This is a genomic window from Blautia sp. HCP3S3_C12 (genome assembly GCF_052064155.1).
GTDB lineage: Bacteria > Bacillota > Clostridia > Lachnospirales > Lachnospiraceae > Blautia_A.
On record NZ_JBQHWC010000002.1, the window covers coordinates 85504 to 100604 of the forward strand.

The following is a 15101-nucleotide window of genomic DNA, read 5'->3' on the forward strand; positions in this document are numbered from 1 at the left end:
GCTGACAGTAAGGAGACGGACAGTCAGATATAAACAAACAGAGGAGGATAATGCAATGAGTAACTTATCTCATCTTGATGAGCTTGAAGCAGAAGCAATTTATATTATGCGGGAAGTGGCAGCCGAGTGTGAAAAGCCGGTTATGCTTTATTCTATAGGAAAGGACAGCTCCGTTATGCTCCATCTGGCGCTGAAAGCATTTTACCCGGAGAAACCACCTTTCCCATTTCTTCACATTGATACCACATGGAAATTCCGTGAGATGATCGAATTCCGTGACAGAATCGCAAAGGAAAACGGAATTGATATGCTGGTTTATACCAATGAAGAAGGTGTAAAGGCAGGAATCAACCCATTTGACAATGGTTCTGCATACACAGACATTATGAAAACCCAGGCTTTAAAACAGGCTCTGACTAAATATGGATTTACAGCAGCATTTGGCGGCGGCCGTCGTGATGAGGAGAAATCCAGAGCAAAAGAAAGAATCTTCTCTTTCCGTAACTCAGCCCAGGCATGGGATCCGAAGAACCAGAGACCGGAGATGTGGAAGCTTTACAACACAAAGATCCAGAAGGGTGAAAGCATGAGAGTTTTCCCAATCTCCAACTGGACAGAGAAAGATATCTGGCAGTACATTCAGCGTGAAAACATCGAAATCGTGCCATTATACTTTGCAAAGGAAAGACCGGTTATTTACAGAGACGGCAATATTATCATGGTAGACGATGACAGACTGAAGCTTCGTCCGGATGAAAAAATCGAATACAAAAAAGTCAGATTCCGTACCCTTGGATGCTATCCGCTTACAGGCGGCATCGAATCTGATGCAGATACACTGGACGAGATTATTGATGAAACATTAAGTGCTGTTTCCTCTGAACGTACCAGCCGTGTGATCGACCACGAGGCAGCAGGCAGCATGGAGAGAAGAAAGAGAGAGGGGTATTTCTAGAATGAAAGGATTATTGAAATTTATTACATGCGGAAGTGTGGATGATGGAAAATCCACTCTGATCGGACATATTCTTTATGATGCAAAGCTTCTCTATGCAGACCAGGAGAAAGCTCTGGAGCTGGATTCCAAAGTAGGAAGCAGAGGCGGTGCCATTGACTATTCTCTTCTTCTGGATGGCCTGATGGCAGAACGTGAGCAGGGTATTACCATCGACGTTGCATACCGCTATTTTACAACAGACAACCGCAGCTTTATTGTAGCTGACACCCCAGGTCATGAAGAATATACCAGAAACATGGCTGTTGGTGCATCTTTCGCAGATCTGGCAGTTATTCTTGTGGATGCATCCCAGGGAGTGCTGGTACAGACAAGACGTCATGCAAGAATCTGTGCACTGATGGGAATCCGTTACTTCGTATTTGCAGTAAATAAAATGGACCTGATCGGTTACGATGAAAAACGTTTCCGCGAGATCGAGAACCAGATCGCAGGTCTGATCGAAGAGCTGAAGCTTGCCAATGTAACGATCATTCCGGTATCCGCTACAGAGGGGGACAATGTTACAACAAAATCTGACAACATGCCATGGTATACAGGCGAAGCACTCCTTACACATCTGGAAACTGTAGACATCAAAGAAGATACAGAAAAAGGTTTCTATATGCCTGTACAGAGAGTCTGCAGACCGAACCATGAATTCCGTGGATTTCAGGGACAGATAGAGAACGGCACCGTCAAGGTGGGTGATCTTGTGACAACTCTTCCAAGTAAAGAAGAGGCTCATGTAAAGAGCATTCTGGTCGGTGATAAAGAAGCAGAAGAAGCAGTGCAGGGTCAGCCTGTAACCATTCAGCTTGACAGAGAGGTGGATGTTTCCCGTGGATGCGTGCTTACCATTGATTCCGGTGCAGTCCTTACAGATTCTGTGGAAGCAGATATCCTCTGGATGGATGACAACGCCCTTACAGATGGCAAGAACTTCTTTGTAAAAATCGGTACCAAGATGATCCCTGGTCTTGTTACAAAGATTAACTATTCTGTAGATGTGAATACAGGGGAAAAGAAAAACGCCTACACTTTAAAGAAAAACGAAATCGCTTCCTGCACTCTGGAATTCTCAGAGAAGATCGTAGTAGATGAATTTGACAAACACAGAACTCTGGGCGAGCTGATCTTGATTGATCGTGTTACAAATATGACATCTGCCTGCGGTGTTGTAAGAAAAACACTGGTTTCCCAGGATAAATCCCAGATCGGCAAGGTAGACGAGCAGGTTCGTGCAGGACTGAAAGGTCAGACACCGGTAGTTGTGGAATTCCCGATCGGTAAGGAGGGAATTACCCTGGATTTTGCAGAACAGGCAGAAAAAGGACTGGCTGTACTTGGAAGACATACCTATTTGTATCATCCGGCAGCAGGCGAGGATTACGCAGAAACTGTCCGCCATCTTAAGGCAGCAGGACTGATCGTGCTTCTGGTACTTGATGAAAATACTGCAAAGGATGGAACACTGAAAAATATGGATGGTTTCTATTCAAACTGGCAGATTGACGGAATCACCGTAAAGGATGCTATTGATTTCGTGAAGAAGAAATCTGCATTTGCAGTACAGAATGCCCAGGACGGAAATTATATCTAAACATAGTCAGGTAGATATTCGCAATCTGCTTTGTTGCCTGATTCGGTTAAATAAGTCTTTCTGCAGAAGCTGCAAAAAACAGTCAGCAGTGGATAAAGACTTACGGTAATGTTATAAAATGCCACAGAGAACGAACTCTGTGGTATTTTGTTTTCTTGACAAGTGTTACAGCAGCGGATTATACTTCGGTTATATGAAAATGCTGTGTGCCGGTAATGCTGTTTACAGTAATTTTCATAAATAATGTATTTTGCTCTGAATTATCGGAGTATGAAATCCTGTGACGGGATCTCTATTGTGCTTATAGCAATTCTATAATACGGACAGGAAAGATAATAGAAATATGCAAACGAAGGATGAAAGTAAACTTATTAATAAAAAGAAAGAGGTGATTTTCGGAACTATCCTGACGATTACAGGCGGAATCCTGTGGGGGATTTCCGGCGTATGCGGTCAGTTCTTATTTCAGAATAAAGAGGTTACGGCTTCCTGGCTGGTTCCCATACGTTTGGTGACAGCCGGACTTTTGCTGTTGCTTTATTATGTTATCAGGGACAAGGGGAAAGCGTTCGACATCTGGAGAAGTAAGAGAAACTGTACAGATATTATTGTCTATGGACTGGCAGGAATGATGCTGTGTCAGTACAGTTATTTTCAGACCATTGAATGGTCCAATGCAGGAACAGCCACAGTCATCCAGTATCTGGGACCTGCCCTGATCGTTGTCTGGGTATGTTTGCGGATGAAACGGCTTCCCGAAAAAAAAGAGGTTCTGGGAGTGATCCTGGCAGTGACAGGCATCTTTCTGATCGCAACCCACGGGAATCCTACATCCCTGGCATTGTCTCAGAAAGCGTTGATCATGGGGTTGATTTCAGCAGTTTCCGTTGTAATATATACAGTAAAACCTGCAAGACTGCAGGCACAGTTTGATACACCGCTGGTATTGGCATGGGGAATGCTGATCGGAGGTGTAGTACTTATGGCTGTATTTCGTCCATGGGATTATCAGGTGATTTTTGACAGAGAAACATTTATGGCACTTGCCTTTATTATTCTTTTTGGAACTATGGCAGGATTTTCTATGTATCTGACAGGGGTAAAGATGATAGGCTCTGTAAAAGCCAGCCTTTTTTCCTGTGTGGAACCGGTGGCCTCTATGGTATTAACTGCAGTCTGGATGAAAGTTAGCTTCACTACACCGGATTTGATCGGAACTCTGTTTGTAATTGCCACGATCATAATCCTGGCAATTCCTACAAAGAAAACAATGAATCAGTAAGAATACTACAAAGACATTGCATATTACACATTATGTCAAAGAATGTGTTATAATTGATTTTATATAATATTGCATATTGGGATTGGTTTTGCAGTATAAACTGTTATAAAACAGGGCTGAGCAGTTGAATGGAGGTATTTTTATGCGGCTGAAAAAAGTACAGAAAGCGTTGGAAACGAAAAATATTAACTATGAATATACGGAAGAGAACGGGTGCGGAAGTATTGATTTTATGTTCCGCGGTCTGAGGTTTCATATATGGGAATATGAGGACCGTGTCTGGGGAGCTGAGACAAACGTATTTGAAGCAGGCAGAAGCCAGGATATTGAGGGTGCTTATGAGGATGTTATTTCAGACGAGATCCTTTCATGGCCGGATATGCTGCCTGGAATGTAAGTATTTGTCCTGTGAAGATCAGAAGTAAGCAACAGGCGGGATGTCTGTAGCAGAAAGTGCGATCATAAACCTGAAAAGGAGTGAGATTTACGAAAAAAGATCAAACCAGATGGATAGTATTGACAGTGTGTCTGGCGGTTACCTGTATGTTTTCAAATGTGTATGCAACAGAGATTGCAGGTCCGCCACGGCCGAAAATCCTGACAGTTACGCCCACACCGACAGTAAAACCGACACAGACACCAATATCAACACCAGAGCCTGTACCAACACAGAAGCCAACATCAACACCTGTACCGGACACTGCTGAAAAAGATGTATCGGATCCGGCAGATCAGGGAACATTAAGCAGACCGGATCACCCGGATACGATTTCAGCAGATAAGCTTGTTTTCATCGGAGATTCCAGGACAGAGGGTCTGAGGGATGCGGTAAGGGATGACAGTGTCTGGTCCTGTCTTTCTTCCATGGGATATGACTGGATGGTATCTACAGGTGTGCCGCAGGTAGAAGATCAGATAGAGGACAATACAGCAGTCATCATCCTGATGGGAGTCAATGATCTCTATCATGTTAATGATTACATCAGCTATATTAATTCTAAGGCAGCAGAATGGGGAAACCGTGGAGCCCAGACATATTTTGTATCTGTGGGACCTGTACAGAATGATCCGTACTGTACCAATGGGGAGATAGAGAGCTTTAATGCAGCAATGCAGGCAAACCTTAGTGGAGTTACTTATATAGATGTATATTCCCATCTGGTATCTGAAGGCTTTTCAACTGTAGATGGAATACACTATCCGGACAGTGTATCTATAGATATTTATAATTACATACTGGATCATCTGGAAGAGCAGAGGAGCGGGATTTGGGGATAAATCATGCTGTTAATTTTTAAATTCCACAGCATGTTTCCGCTTCCAGATAGGGAACAGGTTTCTCTGGCAGACGTAATTTTCTCTCTGTCTAATGCTGACAGCATGGAAAAAAGTTTTCCACATATCAGTGAATTCATCCTCATATGCTTCCGTCTGTTGCAGAGTCTTAAACTCTTCCTCCGTAAGATAACGCAGATAGTTTTCGCCATCCTTTGGGTGCACACAGGCAATTTTACGGTTATCGTCAATGATCATCCAGTGTTCTGAGGGCATTCGGTCTGCGAAATGTCTGCCAACCAGCATGATCACATCATTTTTTGGTTCCAGATGGCTGATATATACCTTGAAATCCAGACTCTGGAAACGGGCAAATTCTCGGAAATGATGGGCTTCATTGGATACTCTGCGTCGGATTTCCAGAAGCTTTACCACATGAGGATTGGTATATAACCGGGTTACAGTATTTCCCACTGCGAAGCCTATCCTCAGAAAATTATAAATTGCCTGTAGAGCATCTTCATCTGCAGACAGGGAAGCATAGTAGATATCCAGATAAGCTTCCTCGGAAATATCTCTGCGGATAGAACGGATCACTTTTTCTGCTTTGGAGGGATTTCCGTCTACGTGGATATACTCATCAAACATTGTCTGTTGAAATACAGGTTCTTTTCTTAATTGTATCTGACTGTGACCCACCTTTAGGGCAGCAGACCAGGCATCATAGATGCAGGTCATGATGTCTTCAAGGCGGTCCTGACATGTAAAAATTTTCATGAATTTTATCTTCTTATTATTTCTATTTTATTCCAAAATCTGCAAGGGTTATCTGGGAATAGGATTCACCGGAATGCCGGATCTTCCACAGATCGTTTTTATCTACAGTGACTAACTGTCTTGTGATGTATTCCTGTTCAATGGGAGTATGATACATCTGTCTTCCACCACAGGTAATAAAATAATGCGCCCGTTTTAACACCACGCCCATTTTCTTTAAGCTGTCAAAATCCAGCCTTCCATATTGTCTGGCGTGGGTAATACGGCTGGCTGATTTTGGACCGATACCGGGAACGCGGAGTAAAACTGGGTAGCTGGCTCTCTCCACATCCACAGGAAACTGATCCAGGTGACGCAGGGCCCAGTCACATTTCGGGTCTAACAATTCATTGAAGTTTGGCTGCTCTTCCGATAACAGTTCTCCTGCCTGAAAGCCATAGAAGCGCAGCAGCCAGTCTGCCTGATACAGGCGATGCTCCCGCAGAAGAGGAGGCGGTGTGCCAATCTGTGGAAGAACCTTATCCTCATTCAGTGGAATGTAGGCAGAGTAAAATACACGCTTCAGATCAAAGTCCTGATATAATGCCTGAGTAGTCTGCAGCAAAGTATAATCACTTTCCCCGGTTGCGCCAATGATCATCTGGGTGCTCTGGCCTGCAGGGGCAAAGCTACGTTTCAGATCAGACATATCACGGGGTGCCAGCTGGCAGGCATTTTCCCAGGTGAGAATTCGATTGTACATTTCGTTTTCCCTGCCTGAAAATATATTTCGGCTATTCTTTGTCGGAGCATTGTCAGCTTTAAGCTTTGCATTCATGTTCTGGTTTTCAAGCTTTTCTCTGAATATTTTCTTGGAGTTATCTGAAAAAATTCCCTGATTTAAAAACTGATTTCCACGGCTTCGGTCCATATATGCAGATTTGCCCACAGCTATTCTGTGGGAGGCAATTGTGTTCTGCACTTTTCCCATAGGATTCAGGATGTTCTGCATGGTCTTATTCGGTGCCAGAAGGTGCAGGCTTTCCTGGGTGGGAAGCTCCATATTCACACTGATACGGTCAGCCAGATATCCGGCTGCAGCCAGAAGCTCGTCGGAGGCTCCGGGAATGGTTTTCACATGAATGTATCCGTTGAAATGGTATTTGGTGCGGAGAAGCAGCAGTGTTTCGCACATCTTTTCCATAGTATAGGTAGGATTCTTCAGGACTCCGGAGCTGAGAAACAGTCCTTCAATATAGTTTCTTTTATAAAATTCAATGGTTAACTGGCAGATCTCCTCAGGAGCGAAGGTTGCTCTGGGTACATCATTGCTGGAACGGTTGATGCAGTATTTGCAGTCGTAGGCACAGTGATTGGTCATCAGGATCTTCAGCAGAGAAATACACCTTCCGTCTGCAGCAAAACTGTGACAGATGCCGCATGCCTCCGCATTGCCGAGCTCTCCTTTCTTACCCCGGCGGCTGGAACCGCTGGAAGTACATGCGACATCATATTTCGCTGCATCAGCCAGAATCTGTAATTTCTCCTGGGTGGTATAAGTGCTGTCTGTGATGGAATTCATATTCCTATTATACAAACTAATGTTCGATAATGCAAGAACTATTTGAACATTTGTTCCCCTGGCTTTATTCGCTTCGTGATGATGATTTTCTATTCCGTTTCCGTAACCTTAATTTTTTTCCGGAAGTCTTTGGTATAGTGAATCTCATAATCAGAAGTTACAAAAAATGCCTGTACATCATCCAGGGATTCAGCCAGCTTCACTCCGTCCTCCAGACCCAGGGCAAAGCAGGTGGTACTCAGTGCATCCCCGTCTACAGACTGGTCAGAAATAATAGTAACTGCGATCAATCCATTGTCATAGGGATAGCCGGTTTTGGGATTGAGCAGGTGATGATATAATGTGCTATCCTGTTCAAAGCATCTCTCATAAATTCCGGAAGAAACCACGGACTTATCTCTGATATCCATAACAGCAATGGTCTCACTGCGGTCTGCAAACGGCTTCTGAATTCCAATCTTAAAAGCAGAATTGTCCGGCTTTTCGCCAATGCAGAGAACATTTCCGCCAAGATTGATGATTGCACTTTTTACATTCTGAGAAACCAGATAATCCTTCAGACGGTCTGCAATATAACCCTTGGCAATGGCACCAAGCTCAATTGCAGTATCGTCTGTTTTCAATGTAATCTCATTTTTATCTTTATCAACAGAAATATTGTGATAATCACATTTGGGTAATGCTGCCTGAATCAGACTGTCCTTCGGTACCTGGGGATCTTCGGCAGTGAAATCCCACAGAGAGGTCAGCGGTTCAATGGCAATATCAAAAGCTCCTTTGGACAATTCAGAATAATCAAGCCCCTCAGAAATCAGCTCCGCCAGATCATCTGACACCTGATAAGTATCCTCCGTTCCCTCCACAGGTGTAAGCTTTCGGTGATTTAATTTATATAATTCACTGTCAGCAGAAGTACGGCTGAATACTTTTTCATATTTGTCACACAGATTCATACATTCGGTGAGCAGGTCTCTGTCCTTGGAATCATAAATAGTAACTGTAACTGCGGTATTCAGTTTGATTGCAGTGGAAGAGATGGGCTCCTGGGAATCCGCAGCTGTATTTTCCCCGCTTTTTGTCTGTGTCGAACATCCGGACAAAACAGCCTGACATAATATAAGAGACGCTGTGAACATTGAAAAAACACAGCATTTTATAAATTTTTTTGCAGATATATGATATAATGACATAAATGTAACCTCGTTTTATAGCAGATAAAAGCAAGCCTCACCTGTTACTTATTGTTTTTCACAATTGAAGCAAGGGATTTCTTTGATTTGGTTGAATAGAAATTGCTACTATAAGTATATCAGAAATGACAAAAGTTGCAAAAGTATCTTTTGAGAAAGGAGATTCTGGCTATGTCCAATGCAGTAAACTGCGAATACTGTGTAAATTACAGTTATGATGATGATTATGAATGCTACACCTGTGAAGTCAATCTGGACGAGGATGAGATGGTGAAATTCATTACAGGGAATTTCCATCAATGTCCATATTTTAAGATGGGTGATGAATATCGTATCGTACGTAAACAAATGTAAAATAATGAAAATCCCCCTTTTGTAAAACGATGCCATGCATTATAATAGGAGAACAGAAAATAAATAGGATACCACCAAGAGAGGAAATAGGATAATGGAAAACGTTTATATTATGGATCATCCGCTGATCCAGCATAAAATCTCCATGCTGAGAAATAAAGGAACAGGAACAAATGAATTCCGTAAATTAGTAGAAGAGATCGGCATTCTTATGGGATATGAAGCTCTTCGTGATCTTCCTGTGGAAGATGTGCAGATTGAAACACCGATTGAAACCTGTATGACACCCATGATCTCAGGAAAGAAGCTGGCAGTGATCCCTGTACTCCGCGCTGGTCTGGGAATGGTAAACAGCATCCTTACACTTGTACCGTCTGCAAAGGTTGGACACGTAGGACTTTACCGCGATCCTGTAACACATGAACCTCACGAATACTACTGCAAGCTTCCGGAATCCATTGATGAACGAATTGCAGTTATTGTAGACCCAATGCTTGCAACCGGAGGCTCTGCAGAAGCAGCCGTTGACTTTGTGAAAAAACAGGGCGGAAAAAACATCAAATTCATGTGTATCATAGCAGCTCCTGAGGGACTGAAACGCCTTCACGAAGCACATCCGGATGTCCAGATCTACTGTGGCCACCTTGACCGTGAGTTAAATGACCATGCCTATATCTGCCCGGGTCTTGGCGATGCCGGTGACCGCATTTTCGGAACAATGTAAGGGAGATGCATCTTTCTAATAAGGAAGCTATAAAAAACTATTGAAAAAAGTGTAAAAAATTATTGACAACTCAAATTTCGTATGCTATCTTATATCAGAACGCTGCCGAAGACAGTAGGTGCCGAAAGGCATAAGGATGTAACCGCCTACCGAGGACTAAGTATTCTTTTATGGAGATTACACAAGCCTTACTGTCATGCAGTAAGGCTTTTTCTTTACTCATTGCAGCGGTATACAAAATCTATAAGGAGGTGTACCATTTCATGGCAAAAGTAGAACTTAAACAACCAATCGTAGACGAAATTATCAGCAACGTGAAAGAGGCAGAATCTGTAGTACTTGTTAACTACAGCGGTCTTACAGTTGAACAGGATACTGCTTTACGTAAGGAATTAAGAGAAGCTGGTGTACAGTACAAGGTTTACAAAAACACAATGATGCATCGTGCATTCGAAGGTACTCAGTGTGAAGAACTGATCCAGCACTTACATGGAACAAACGCTCTGGCAATCTCTGCTAATGACGCTACTGCTCCTGCAAGAATCCTTGATAAATTCGCTAAGAAAAACCCGGCTTTAGAGCTGGTAGCAGGTATCGTTGAAGGTAACTATAACGATCAGGCAGGTATTCAGGCGCTGGCAGGCATTCCTTCCAGAGAAGAACTTCTCGGAAAACTGCTTGGAAGCATCCAGTCTCCTATTACCAACTTTGCTCGTGTGCTTAATCAGATCGCTGAGAAAAACGGTGGTGCTGACGCAGCAGCAGCTGAATAATCCTGAAATAACAGGACAAAAAATAACGAATAATAAAATATATTATATGGAGGGAATTTAAAATGGCAAAATTAACAACAGAAGAATTTATTGCAGCAATCAAAGAATTATCTGTATTAGAATTAAATGATTTAGTAAAAGCTTGTGAAGAAGAGTTCGGTGTATCCGCAGCAGCAGGTGTTGTAGTAGCAGCAGCTGGAGCAGCTGGAGAAGCAGCTGAAGAAAAAGATGAATTCGACGTAGAACTTGCAGAAGTTGGACCAAACAAAGTTAAAGTTATCAAAGTTGTTCGTGAAGTAACTGGCTTAGGTCTGAAAGAAGCTAAAGAAATGGTTGACGGAGCTCCTAAGGTTGTTAAAGAAGGCGCATCCAAAGCAGAAGCTGAAGATATCAAAACAAAACTTGAAGCAGAAGGTGCTAAGGTTAACCTTAAATAATTATCTTCTTTATAAAAAGAATTTTATGCAGGAATGTTTCGACATTCCTGCATTTTTGCTCTGCGGCTGTCTGTGCGATGCAGGCACACAGACAGCCGGAAAATATAATAAAATATTTGAAAAAAATGATTGACAGGCGTATCTTGTTGTGCTATAGTGAAGAATGCTATATTATGGCAAGATATGCCTATTGTCTTTTGACAGTAAGGGTCATGTTATAATAAATATAAAGAAAAAACAGGGGTGAAACGTCAATGGAAAAAAACAGAATTCGTTCTGTAAAAACTGGAAAAAGCATGCGTATGAGCTTCCAGAGGCAAGAAGAAGTCCTGGAAATGCCGAACCTGATCGAAGTCCAGAGAGATTCTTATAAATGGTTTCTTGATGAAGGACTGAAAGAAGTCTTTGATGACATTTCTCCGATCGCAGATTACGGCGGAAAGCTCAGTCTGGAATTCATCGGCTTTACATTTGACGAGAAGGATGCGAAATATACCATCGAGCAGTGTAAAGAACGTGACGCAACTTATGCCGCACCTTTGAAGGTTCGAGTGAGACTGATTAACAAAGAAACAGGGGAGATCAACGAACACGAGATTTTCATGGGAGATTTACCTATTATGACAGTTACCGGTACCTTTGTCATCAATGGTGCAGAGCGTGTAATTGTCAGCCAGTTAGTACGTTCCCCTGGAATCTATTATGCCATCGCACATGATAAGCTGGGTAAGAGACTGTTCTCCAGTACTGTTATTCCTAACAGAGGAGCATGGCTGGAATATGAAACAGATTCCAATGATGTATTTTATGTTCGTGTAGACAGAACCCGTAAAGTTCCGATTACAGTTCTGATCCGTGCACTGGGTGTGGGAAGCAATGCTGAGATCACAGAGCTTTTTGGTGAAGAGCCAAAGATCCTGGCAAGCTTTACCAAGGATACATCTACTAATTATCAGGAAGGTCTTCTTGAATTATACAAGAAAATCCGCCCGGGTGAACCGCTTGCTGTAGAGAGTGCAGAGAGCCTGATCAATGCTATGTTCTTTGATCCGAGAAGATATGATCTTGCTCATGTTGGACGTTATAAATTTAATAAGAAGCTTCATCTTAACAGAAGAATTGTGGGCCATAAGCTGGCAGAGGAAGTTGTAGACCCATCCACAGGAGAAATCCTGGCAGAAGAGGGCGCAGTAGTTACCAAGGAACTGGCAAATGTGATCCAGAACAGTGCTGTTCCTTTTGTATGGATTCTGGGCGAAGAAGACCGCAGAATCAAAGTCCTTTCCAACTTAATGGTTGATATCCGTCATTTCCTTCCGGAGATCGAAGATCCTAAGAAGCTTGGGGTTACAGAATTAGTATACTATCCTGTATTGAAGACTATTCTGGAAGAAAATGATACATTAGAAGACAGAATCGCAGCAGTTTACAGAGATATCCATGATCTGATTCCGAAGCATATTACAAAGGAAGATATTTTTGCTTCTATTAACTATAATATGCATCTGGAATATGGCCTTGGAAATGCAGATGATATCGATCATCTGGGTAACCGTCGTATCCGTGCGGTAGGTGAGCTGCTTCAGAACCAGTACAGAATCGGTCTTTCCAGACTGGAACGTGTGGTTCGTGAGAGAATGACAACTCAGGACACTGAGAGCATTTCTGCTCAGTCCCTGATCAATATTAAACCTGTAACTGCAGCAGTGAAGGAGTTCTTCGGTTCTTCCCAGCTGTCACAGTTCATGGATCAGAATAACCCTCTGGGTGAGCTGACCCACAAGAGACGTCTGTCAGCCCTGGGACCTGGTGGTCTGTCACGAGACAGAGCCGGATTCGAGGTTCGAGATGTCCATTATTCTCATTACGGAAGAATGTGCCCGATCGAGACTCCTGAAGGTCCTAACATCGGTCTGATCAACTCCCTTGCATCTTATGCGAGAATCAATCAGTACGGATTTATCGAAGCACCTTACCGTAAGATCGACAAGACAGATCCTAAGAATCCTCGTGTAACAGACGAGGTTGTATATATGACTGCAGATGAAGAGGATAATTATCATGTAGCACAGGCCAACGAGCCTCTGGATGAAGAAGGACATTTCGTTCACAAGAATGTATCCGGTCGTTTCCGTGAAGAGACTCAGGAGTATGAGCGTCATATGTTTGATTACATGGACGTATCTCCTCGTATGGTATTCTCCGTTGCTACTGCCCTGATTCCGTTCCTGCAGAACGACGATGCTAACCGTGCGCTGATGGGATCAAACATGCAGCGTCAGGCTGTGCCGCTTCTGACAACAGAAGCTCCTGTGGTTGGTACAGGTATGGAAGTAAAGACAGCGGTTGACTCCGGTGTCTGTGTAGTTGCGAAGAAATCAGGTACTGTACTTCGTTCTACCTCTACAGATATCAGCATCAAGAATGATGATGGTACAAAGGATGATTATCATCTGACAAAATTCCTGAGAAGTAACCAGAGTAACTGTTACAACCAGAAGCCAATCGTGTTCCAGGGAGAGCATGTAGAGGCAGGACAGGTTATTGCAGATGGTCCTTCTACCTGCAATGGCGAGCTTGCCCTTGGTAAGAACCCCCTGATTGGATTCATGACCTGGGAAGGTTACAACTACGAGGATGCTGTACTTCTGAGCGAAAGACTGGTTATGGATGATGTTTATACATCTATCCATATGGAAGAATATGAATGTGAAGCCCGTGATACCAAGCTGGGACCGGAAGAGATCACACGTGATGTTCCTGGTGTAGGAGATGAAGCACTGAAGGATCTGGATGAGCGTGGTATTATCCGTATCGGTGCGGAAGTACGTGCCGGTGATATCCTTGTTGGTAAAGTTACTCCTAAGGGAGAGACAGAGCTTACAGCAGAAGAGAGACTTCTCCGTGCAATCTTTGGTGAGAAAGCACGTGAAGTACGTGATACTTCTCTGAAAGTACCTCACGGTGAATACGGTATTATCGTAGATGCCAAGGTATTTACAAGAGAGAATGGCGATGAGATGTCACCTGGTGTAAACCAGTCCGTACGTATCTACATCGCACAGAAGAGAAAGATCTCCGTTGGTGATAAAATGGCCGGACGTCACGGTAACAAGGGTGTTGTTTCCCGGGTACTTCCTGTAGAAGATATGCCATTCCTTCCCAATGGACGTCCTCTTGATATCGTGCTGAATCCTCTGGGTGTGCCTTCCCGAATGAATATCGGACAGGTGCTGGAGATCCACTTAAGCCTTGCTGCGAAAGCACTTGGATTTAATGTTGCAACTCCTATTTTCCAGGGTGCAAACGAGAATGATATCCAGGATACACTGGAACTTGCAAATGACTATGTAAACACAGAAGACTTTGAAGAGTTCCGTGAGAAATATAAAGATATTTTAGCACCGGATGTAATGCAGTATCTGGATGAGAACAAAGCCCACAGAGCACTGTGGAAGGGTGTTCCGATCTCCAGAGACGGTAAAGTGCGTCTTCGTGACGGACGTACAGGCGAGTATTTTGACAGCCCTGTAACTATCGGTCACATGCACTATCTGAAACTGCATCACCTGGTTGATGATAAGATCCATGCACGTTCTACTGGTCCATACTCTCTGGTAACACAGCAGCCACTGGGTGGTAAAGCTCAGTTCGGTGGACAGCGTTTCGGTGAGATGGAGGTTTGGGCACTGGAGGCTTATGGTGCATCCTATACACTGCAGGAGATCCTGACAGTGAAATCTGATGATGTTGTTGGTCGTGTTAAGACATACGAAGCAATTATCAAAGGTGACAATATTCCTGAGCCGGGTATTCCGGAATCCTTCAAGGTTCTCTTAAAAGAGCTTCAGTCTCTTGGTCTGGATGTGAAGGTGCTCAAGGATGACAATACAGAAGTACATCTTCTGGAATCTGTAGATTATGGCGATACAGATCTTCGCTCTGTTATTGAGGGAGAGTCAAGAAGACATCACGACAGAGAAGAAGACTACGGCAAACATGGCTATACAAAGCAGGAGTTTGACGGTGAAGAGCTGGTTGACATCGACGAAGATGAAGAAGATGTGGATGATGACTTCATAGAGCTGGACGAAGCTTTTGAAGATGATGACGAAGAGTAAGAAAGGGGAA

Annotated in this window: 13 protein-coding genes and 1 other annotated feature; of the genes, 10 read left to right on the plus strand and 3 right to left on the minus strand. The window is 43.3% G+C overall.

Annotation, left to right across the window (positions count from 1 at the left end; genetic code table 11):
- Nucleotides 1-55 precede the first annotated feature (55 nt).
- The 5 genes from cysD to ACTNDS_RS02570 all read left to right on the plus strand — a co-directional run bounded on the left by cysD (nt 56) and on the right by ACTNDS_RS02570 (nt 5157).
- Nucleotides 56-955 (plus strand): sulfate adenylyltransferase subunit CysD, encoded by a 900-nt coding sequence (cysD, locus tag ACTNDS_RS02550; RefSeq protein ID WP_019163124.1) that lies wholly within the window; start codon nt 56-58, stop codon nt 953-955.
- 1 nt (nt 956) lies between these two features.
- Nucleotides 957-2597 carry a sulfate adenylyltransferase subunit 1 gene (locus ACTNDS_RS02555; protein WP_441033338.1) on the plus strand — a complete coding sequence of 547 codons (1641 nt, stop codon included), beginning with the start codon at nt 957-959 and terminating at the stop codon, nt 2595-2597.
- 343 nt (nt 2598-2940) lie between these two features.
- Nucleotides 2941-3879 (plus strand): DMT family transporter, encoded by a 939-nt coding sequence (locus tag ACTNDS_RS02560; protein WP_441033340.1) that lies wholly within the window; start codon nt 2941-2943, stop codon nt 3877-3879.
- Nucleotides 3880-4021: 142 nt separating this feature from the next.
- Nucleotides 4022-4276: a kinase gene (locus ACTNDS_RS02565; RefSeq protein ID WP_303242186.1), complete on the plus strand. Its 255-nt coding sequence runs from the start codon at nt 4022-4024 to the stop codon at nt 4274-4276.
- Nucleotides 4277-4422: 146 nt separating this feature from the next.
- Nucleotides 4423-5157: a hypothetical protein gene (locus tag ACTNDS_RS02570; RefSeq protein WP_441033343.1), complete on the plus strand. Its 735-nt coding sequence runs from the start codon at nt 4423-4425 to the stop codon at nt 5155-5157.
- Nucleotides 5158-5166: 9 nt separating this feature from the next.
- Here the strand turns inward: ACTNDS_RS02570 and ACTNDS_RS02575 are convergent, their stop codons facing one another.
- From ACTNDS_RS02575 to ACTNDS_RS02585, 3 genes are all read right to left on the minus strand, one after another.
- Entirely contained in the window at nt 5167-5931 is a 765-nt protein-coding gene (locus tag ACTNDS_RS02575; protein WP_441033346.1) for a TIGR03915 family putative DNA repair protein, read from the minus strand.
- 22 nt (nt 5932-5953) lie between these two features.
- On the minus strand, nt 5954-7492 hold the full coding sequence (locus ACTNDS_RS02580) for a putative DNA modification/repair radical SAM protein (protein ID WP_441033349.1): 1539 nt from the start codon (nt 7490-7492) through the stop codon (nt 5954-5956).
- A gap of 89 nt (nt 7493-7581) precedes the next feature.
- Nucleotides 7582-8682, minus strand: a complete 1101-nt coding sequence (locus tag ACTNDS_RS02585) for an FAD:protein FMN transferase (protein ID WP_441033352.1) — start codon at nt 8680-8682, stop codon at nt 7582-7584.
- 171 nt (nt 8683-8853) lie between these two features.
- On the opposite strand from ACTNDS_RS02585, the gene ACTNDS_RS02590 reads away from it, so the two are divergent.
- The 5 genes from ACTNDS_RS02590 to rpoB all read left to right on the plus strand — a co-directional run bounded on the left by ACTNDS_RS02590 (nt 8854) and on the right by rpoB (nt 15091).
- Nucleotides 8854-9036 carry a DUF6472 family protein gene (locus tag ACTNDS_RS02590; protein ID WP_019163105.1) on the plus strand — a complete coding sequence of 61 codons (183 nt, stop codon included), beginning with the start codon at nt 8854-8856 and terminating at the stop codon, nt 9034-9036.
- A gap of 94 nt (nt 9037-9130) precedes the next feature.
- A complete protein-coding gene (gene upp / locus ACTNDS_RS02595; protein WP_173744065.1) occupies nt 9131-9760 on the plus strand; it encodes a uracil phosphoribosyltransferase in 630 nt (209 codons plus the stop codon).
- Nucleotides 9761-9847: 87 nt separating this feature from the next.
- Nucleotides 9848-9983, plus strand: a sequence feature (ribosomal protein L10 leader region).
- 40 nt (nt 9984-10023) lie between these two features.
- The gene (gene rplJ, locus ACTNDS_RS02600; RefSeq protein ID WP_441033355.1) at nt 10024-10533 is read left to right on the plus strand and encodes a 50S ribosomal protein L10; all 510 of its coding nucleotides are present in this window, start codon (nt 10024-10026) and stop codon (nt 10531-10533) included.
- A 62-nt stretch (nt 10534-10595) separates the two neighbouring features.
- Entirely contained in the window at nt 10596-10970 is a 375-nt protein-coding gene (gene rplL, locus ACTNDS_RS02605; protein ID WP_019163102.1) for a 50S ribosomal protein L7/L12, read from the plus strand.
- A 254-nt stretch (nt 10971-11224) separates the two neighbouring features.
- Complete coding sequence (rpoB, locus tag ACTNDS_RS02610) at nt 11225-15091, plus strand: DNA-directed RNA polymerase subunit beta (protein ID WP_441033358.1); 3867 nt, start codon at nt 11225-11227, stop codon at nt 15089-15091.
- The last annotated feature ends 10 nt before the right edge of the window (nt 15092-15101 follow it).

Excerpts from the sequence above, each read along its gene's own strand:
- rplL (WP_019163102.1), top strand. The coding sequence starts at position 10,596 with ATGGCAAAATTAACAACAGAAGAATTTATTGCAGCAATCAAAGAATTA.
- ACTNDS_RS02565 (WP_303242186.1), top strand. The coding sequence starts at position 4,022 with ATGCGGCTGAAAAAAGTACAGAAAGCGTTGGAAACGAAAAATATTAAC.
- ACTNDS_RS02590 (WP_019163105.1), top strand. The coding sequence starts at position 8,854 with ATGTCCAATGCAGTAAACTGCGAATACTGTGTAAATTACAGTTATGAT.
- ACTNDS_RS02575 (WP_441033346.1), bottom strand. The coding sequence starts at position 5,931 with ATGAAAATTTTTACATGTCAGGACCGCCTTGAAGACATCATGACCTGC.
- ACTNDS_RS02555 (WP_441033338.1), top strand. The coding sequence starts at position 957 with ATGAAAGGATTATTGAAATTTATTACATGCGGAAGTGTGGATGATGGA.
- upp (WP_173744065.1), top strand. The coding sequence starts at position 9,131 with ATGGAAAACGTTTATATTATGGATCATCCGCTGATCCAGCATAAAATC.
- ACTNDS_RS02570 (WP_441033343.1), top strand. The coding sequence starts at position 4,423 with ATGTTTTCAAATGTGTATGCAACAGAGATTGCAGGTCCGCCACGGCCG.
- rpoB (WP_441033358.1), top strand. The coding sequence starts at position 11,225 with ATGGAAAAAAACAGAATTCGTTCTGTAAAAACTGGAAAAAGCATGCGT.
- ACTNDS_RS02580 (WP_441033349.1), bottom strand. The coding sequence starts at position 7,492 with ATGAATTCCATCACAGACAGCACTTATACCACCCAGGAGAAATTACAG.
- rplJ (WP_441033355.1), top strand. The coding sequence starts at position 10,024 with ATGGCAAAAGTAGAACTTAAACAACCAATCGTAGACGAAATTATCAGC.
- cysD (WP_019163124.1), top strand. The coding sequence starts at position 56 with ATGAGTAACTTATCTCATCTTGATGAGCTTGAAGCAGAAGCAATTTAT.
- ACTNDS_RS02560 (WP_441033340.1), top strand. The coding sequence starts at position 2,941 with ATGCAAACGAAGGATGAAAGTAAACTTATTAATAAAAAGAAAGAGGTG.
- ACTNDS_RS02585 (WP_441033352.1), bottom strand. The coding sequence starts at position 8,682 with ATGTCATTATATCATATATCTGCAAAAAAATTTATAAAATGCTGTGTT.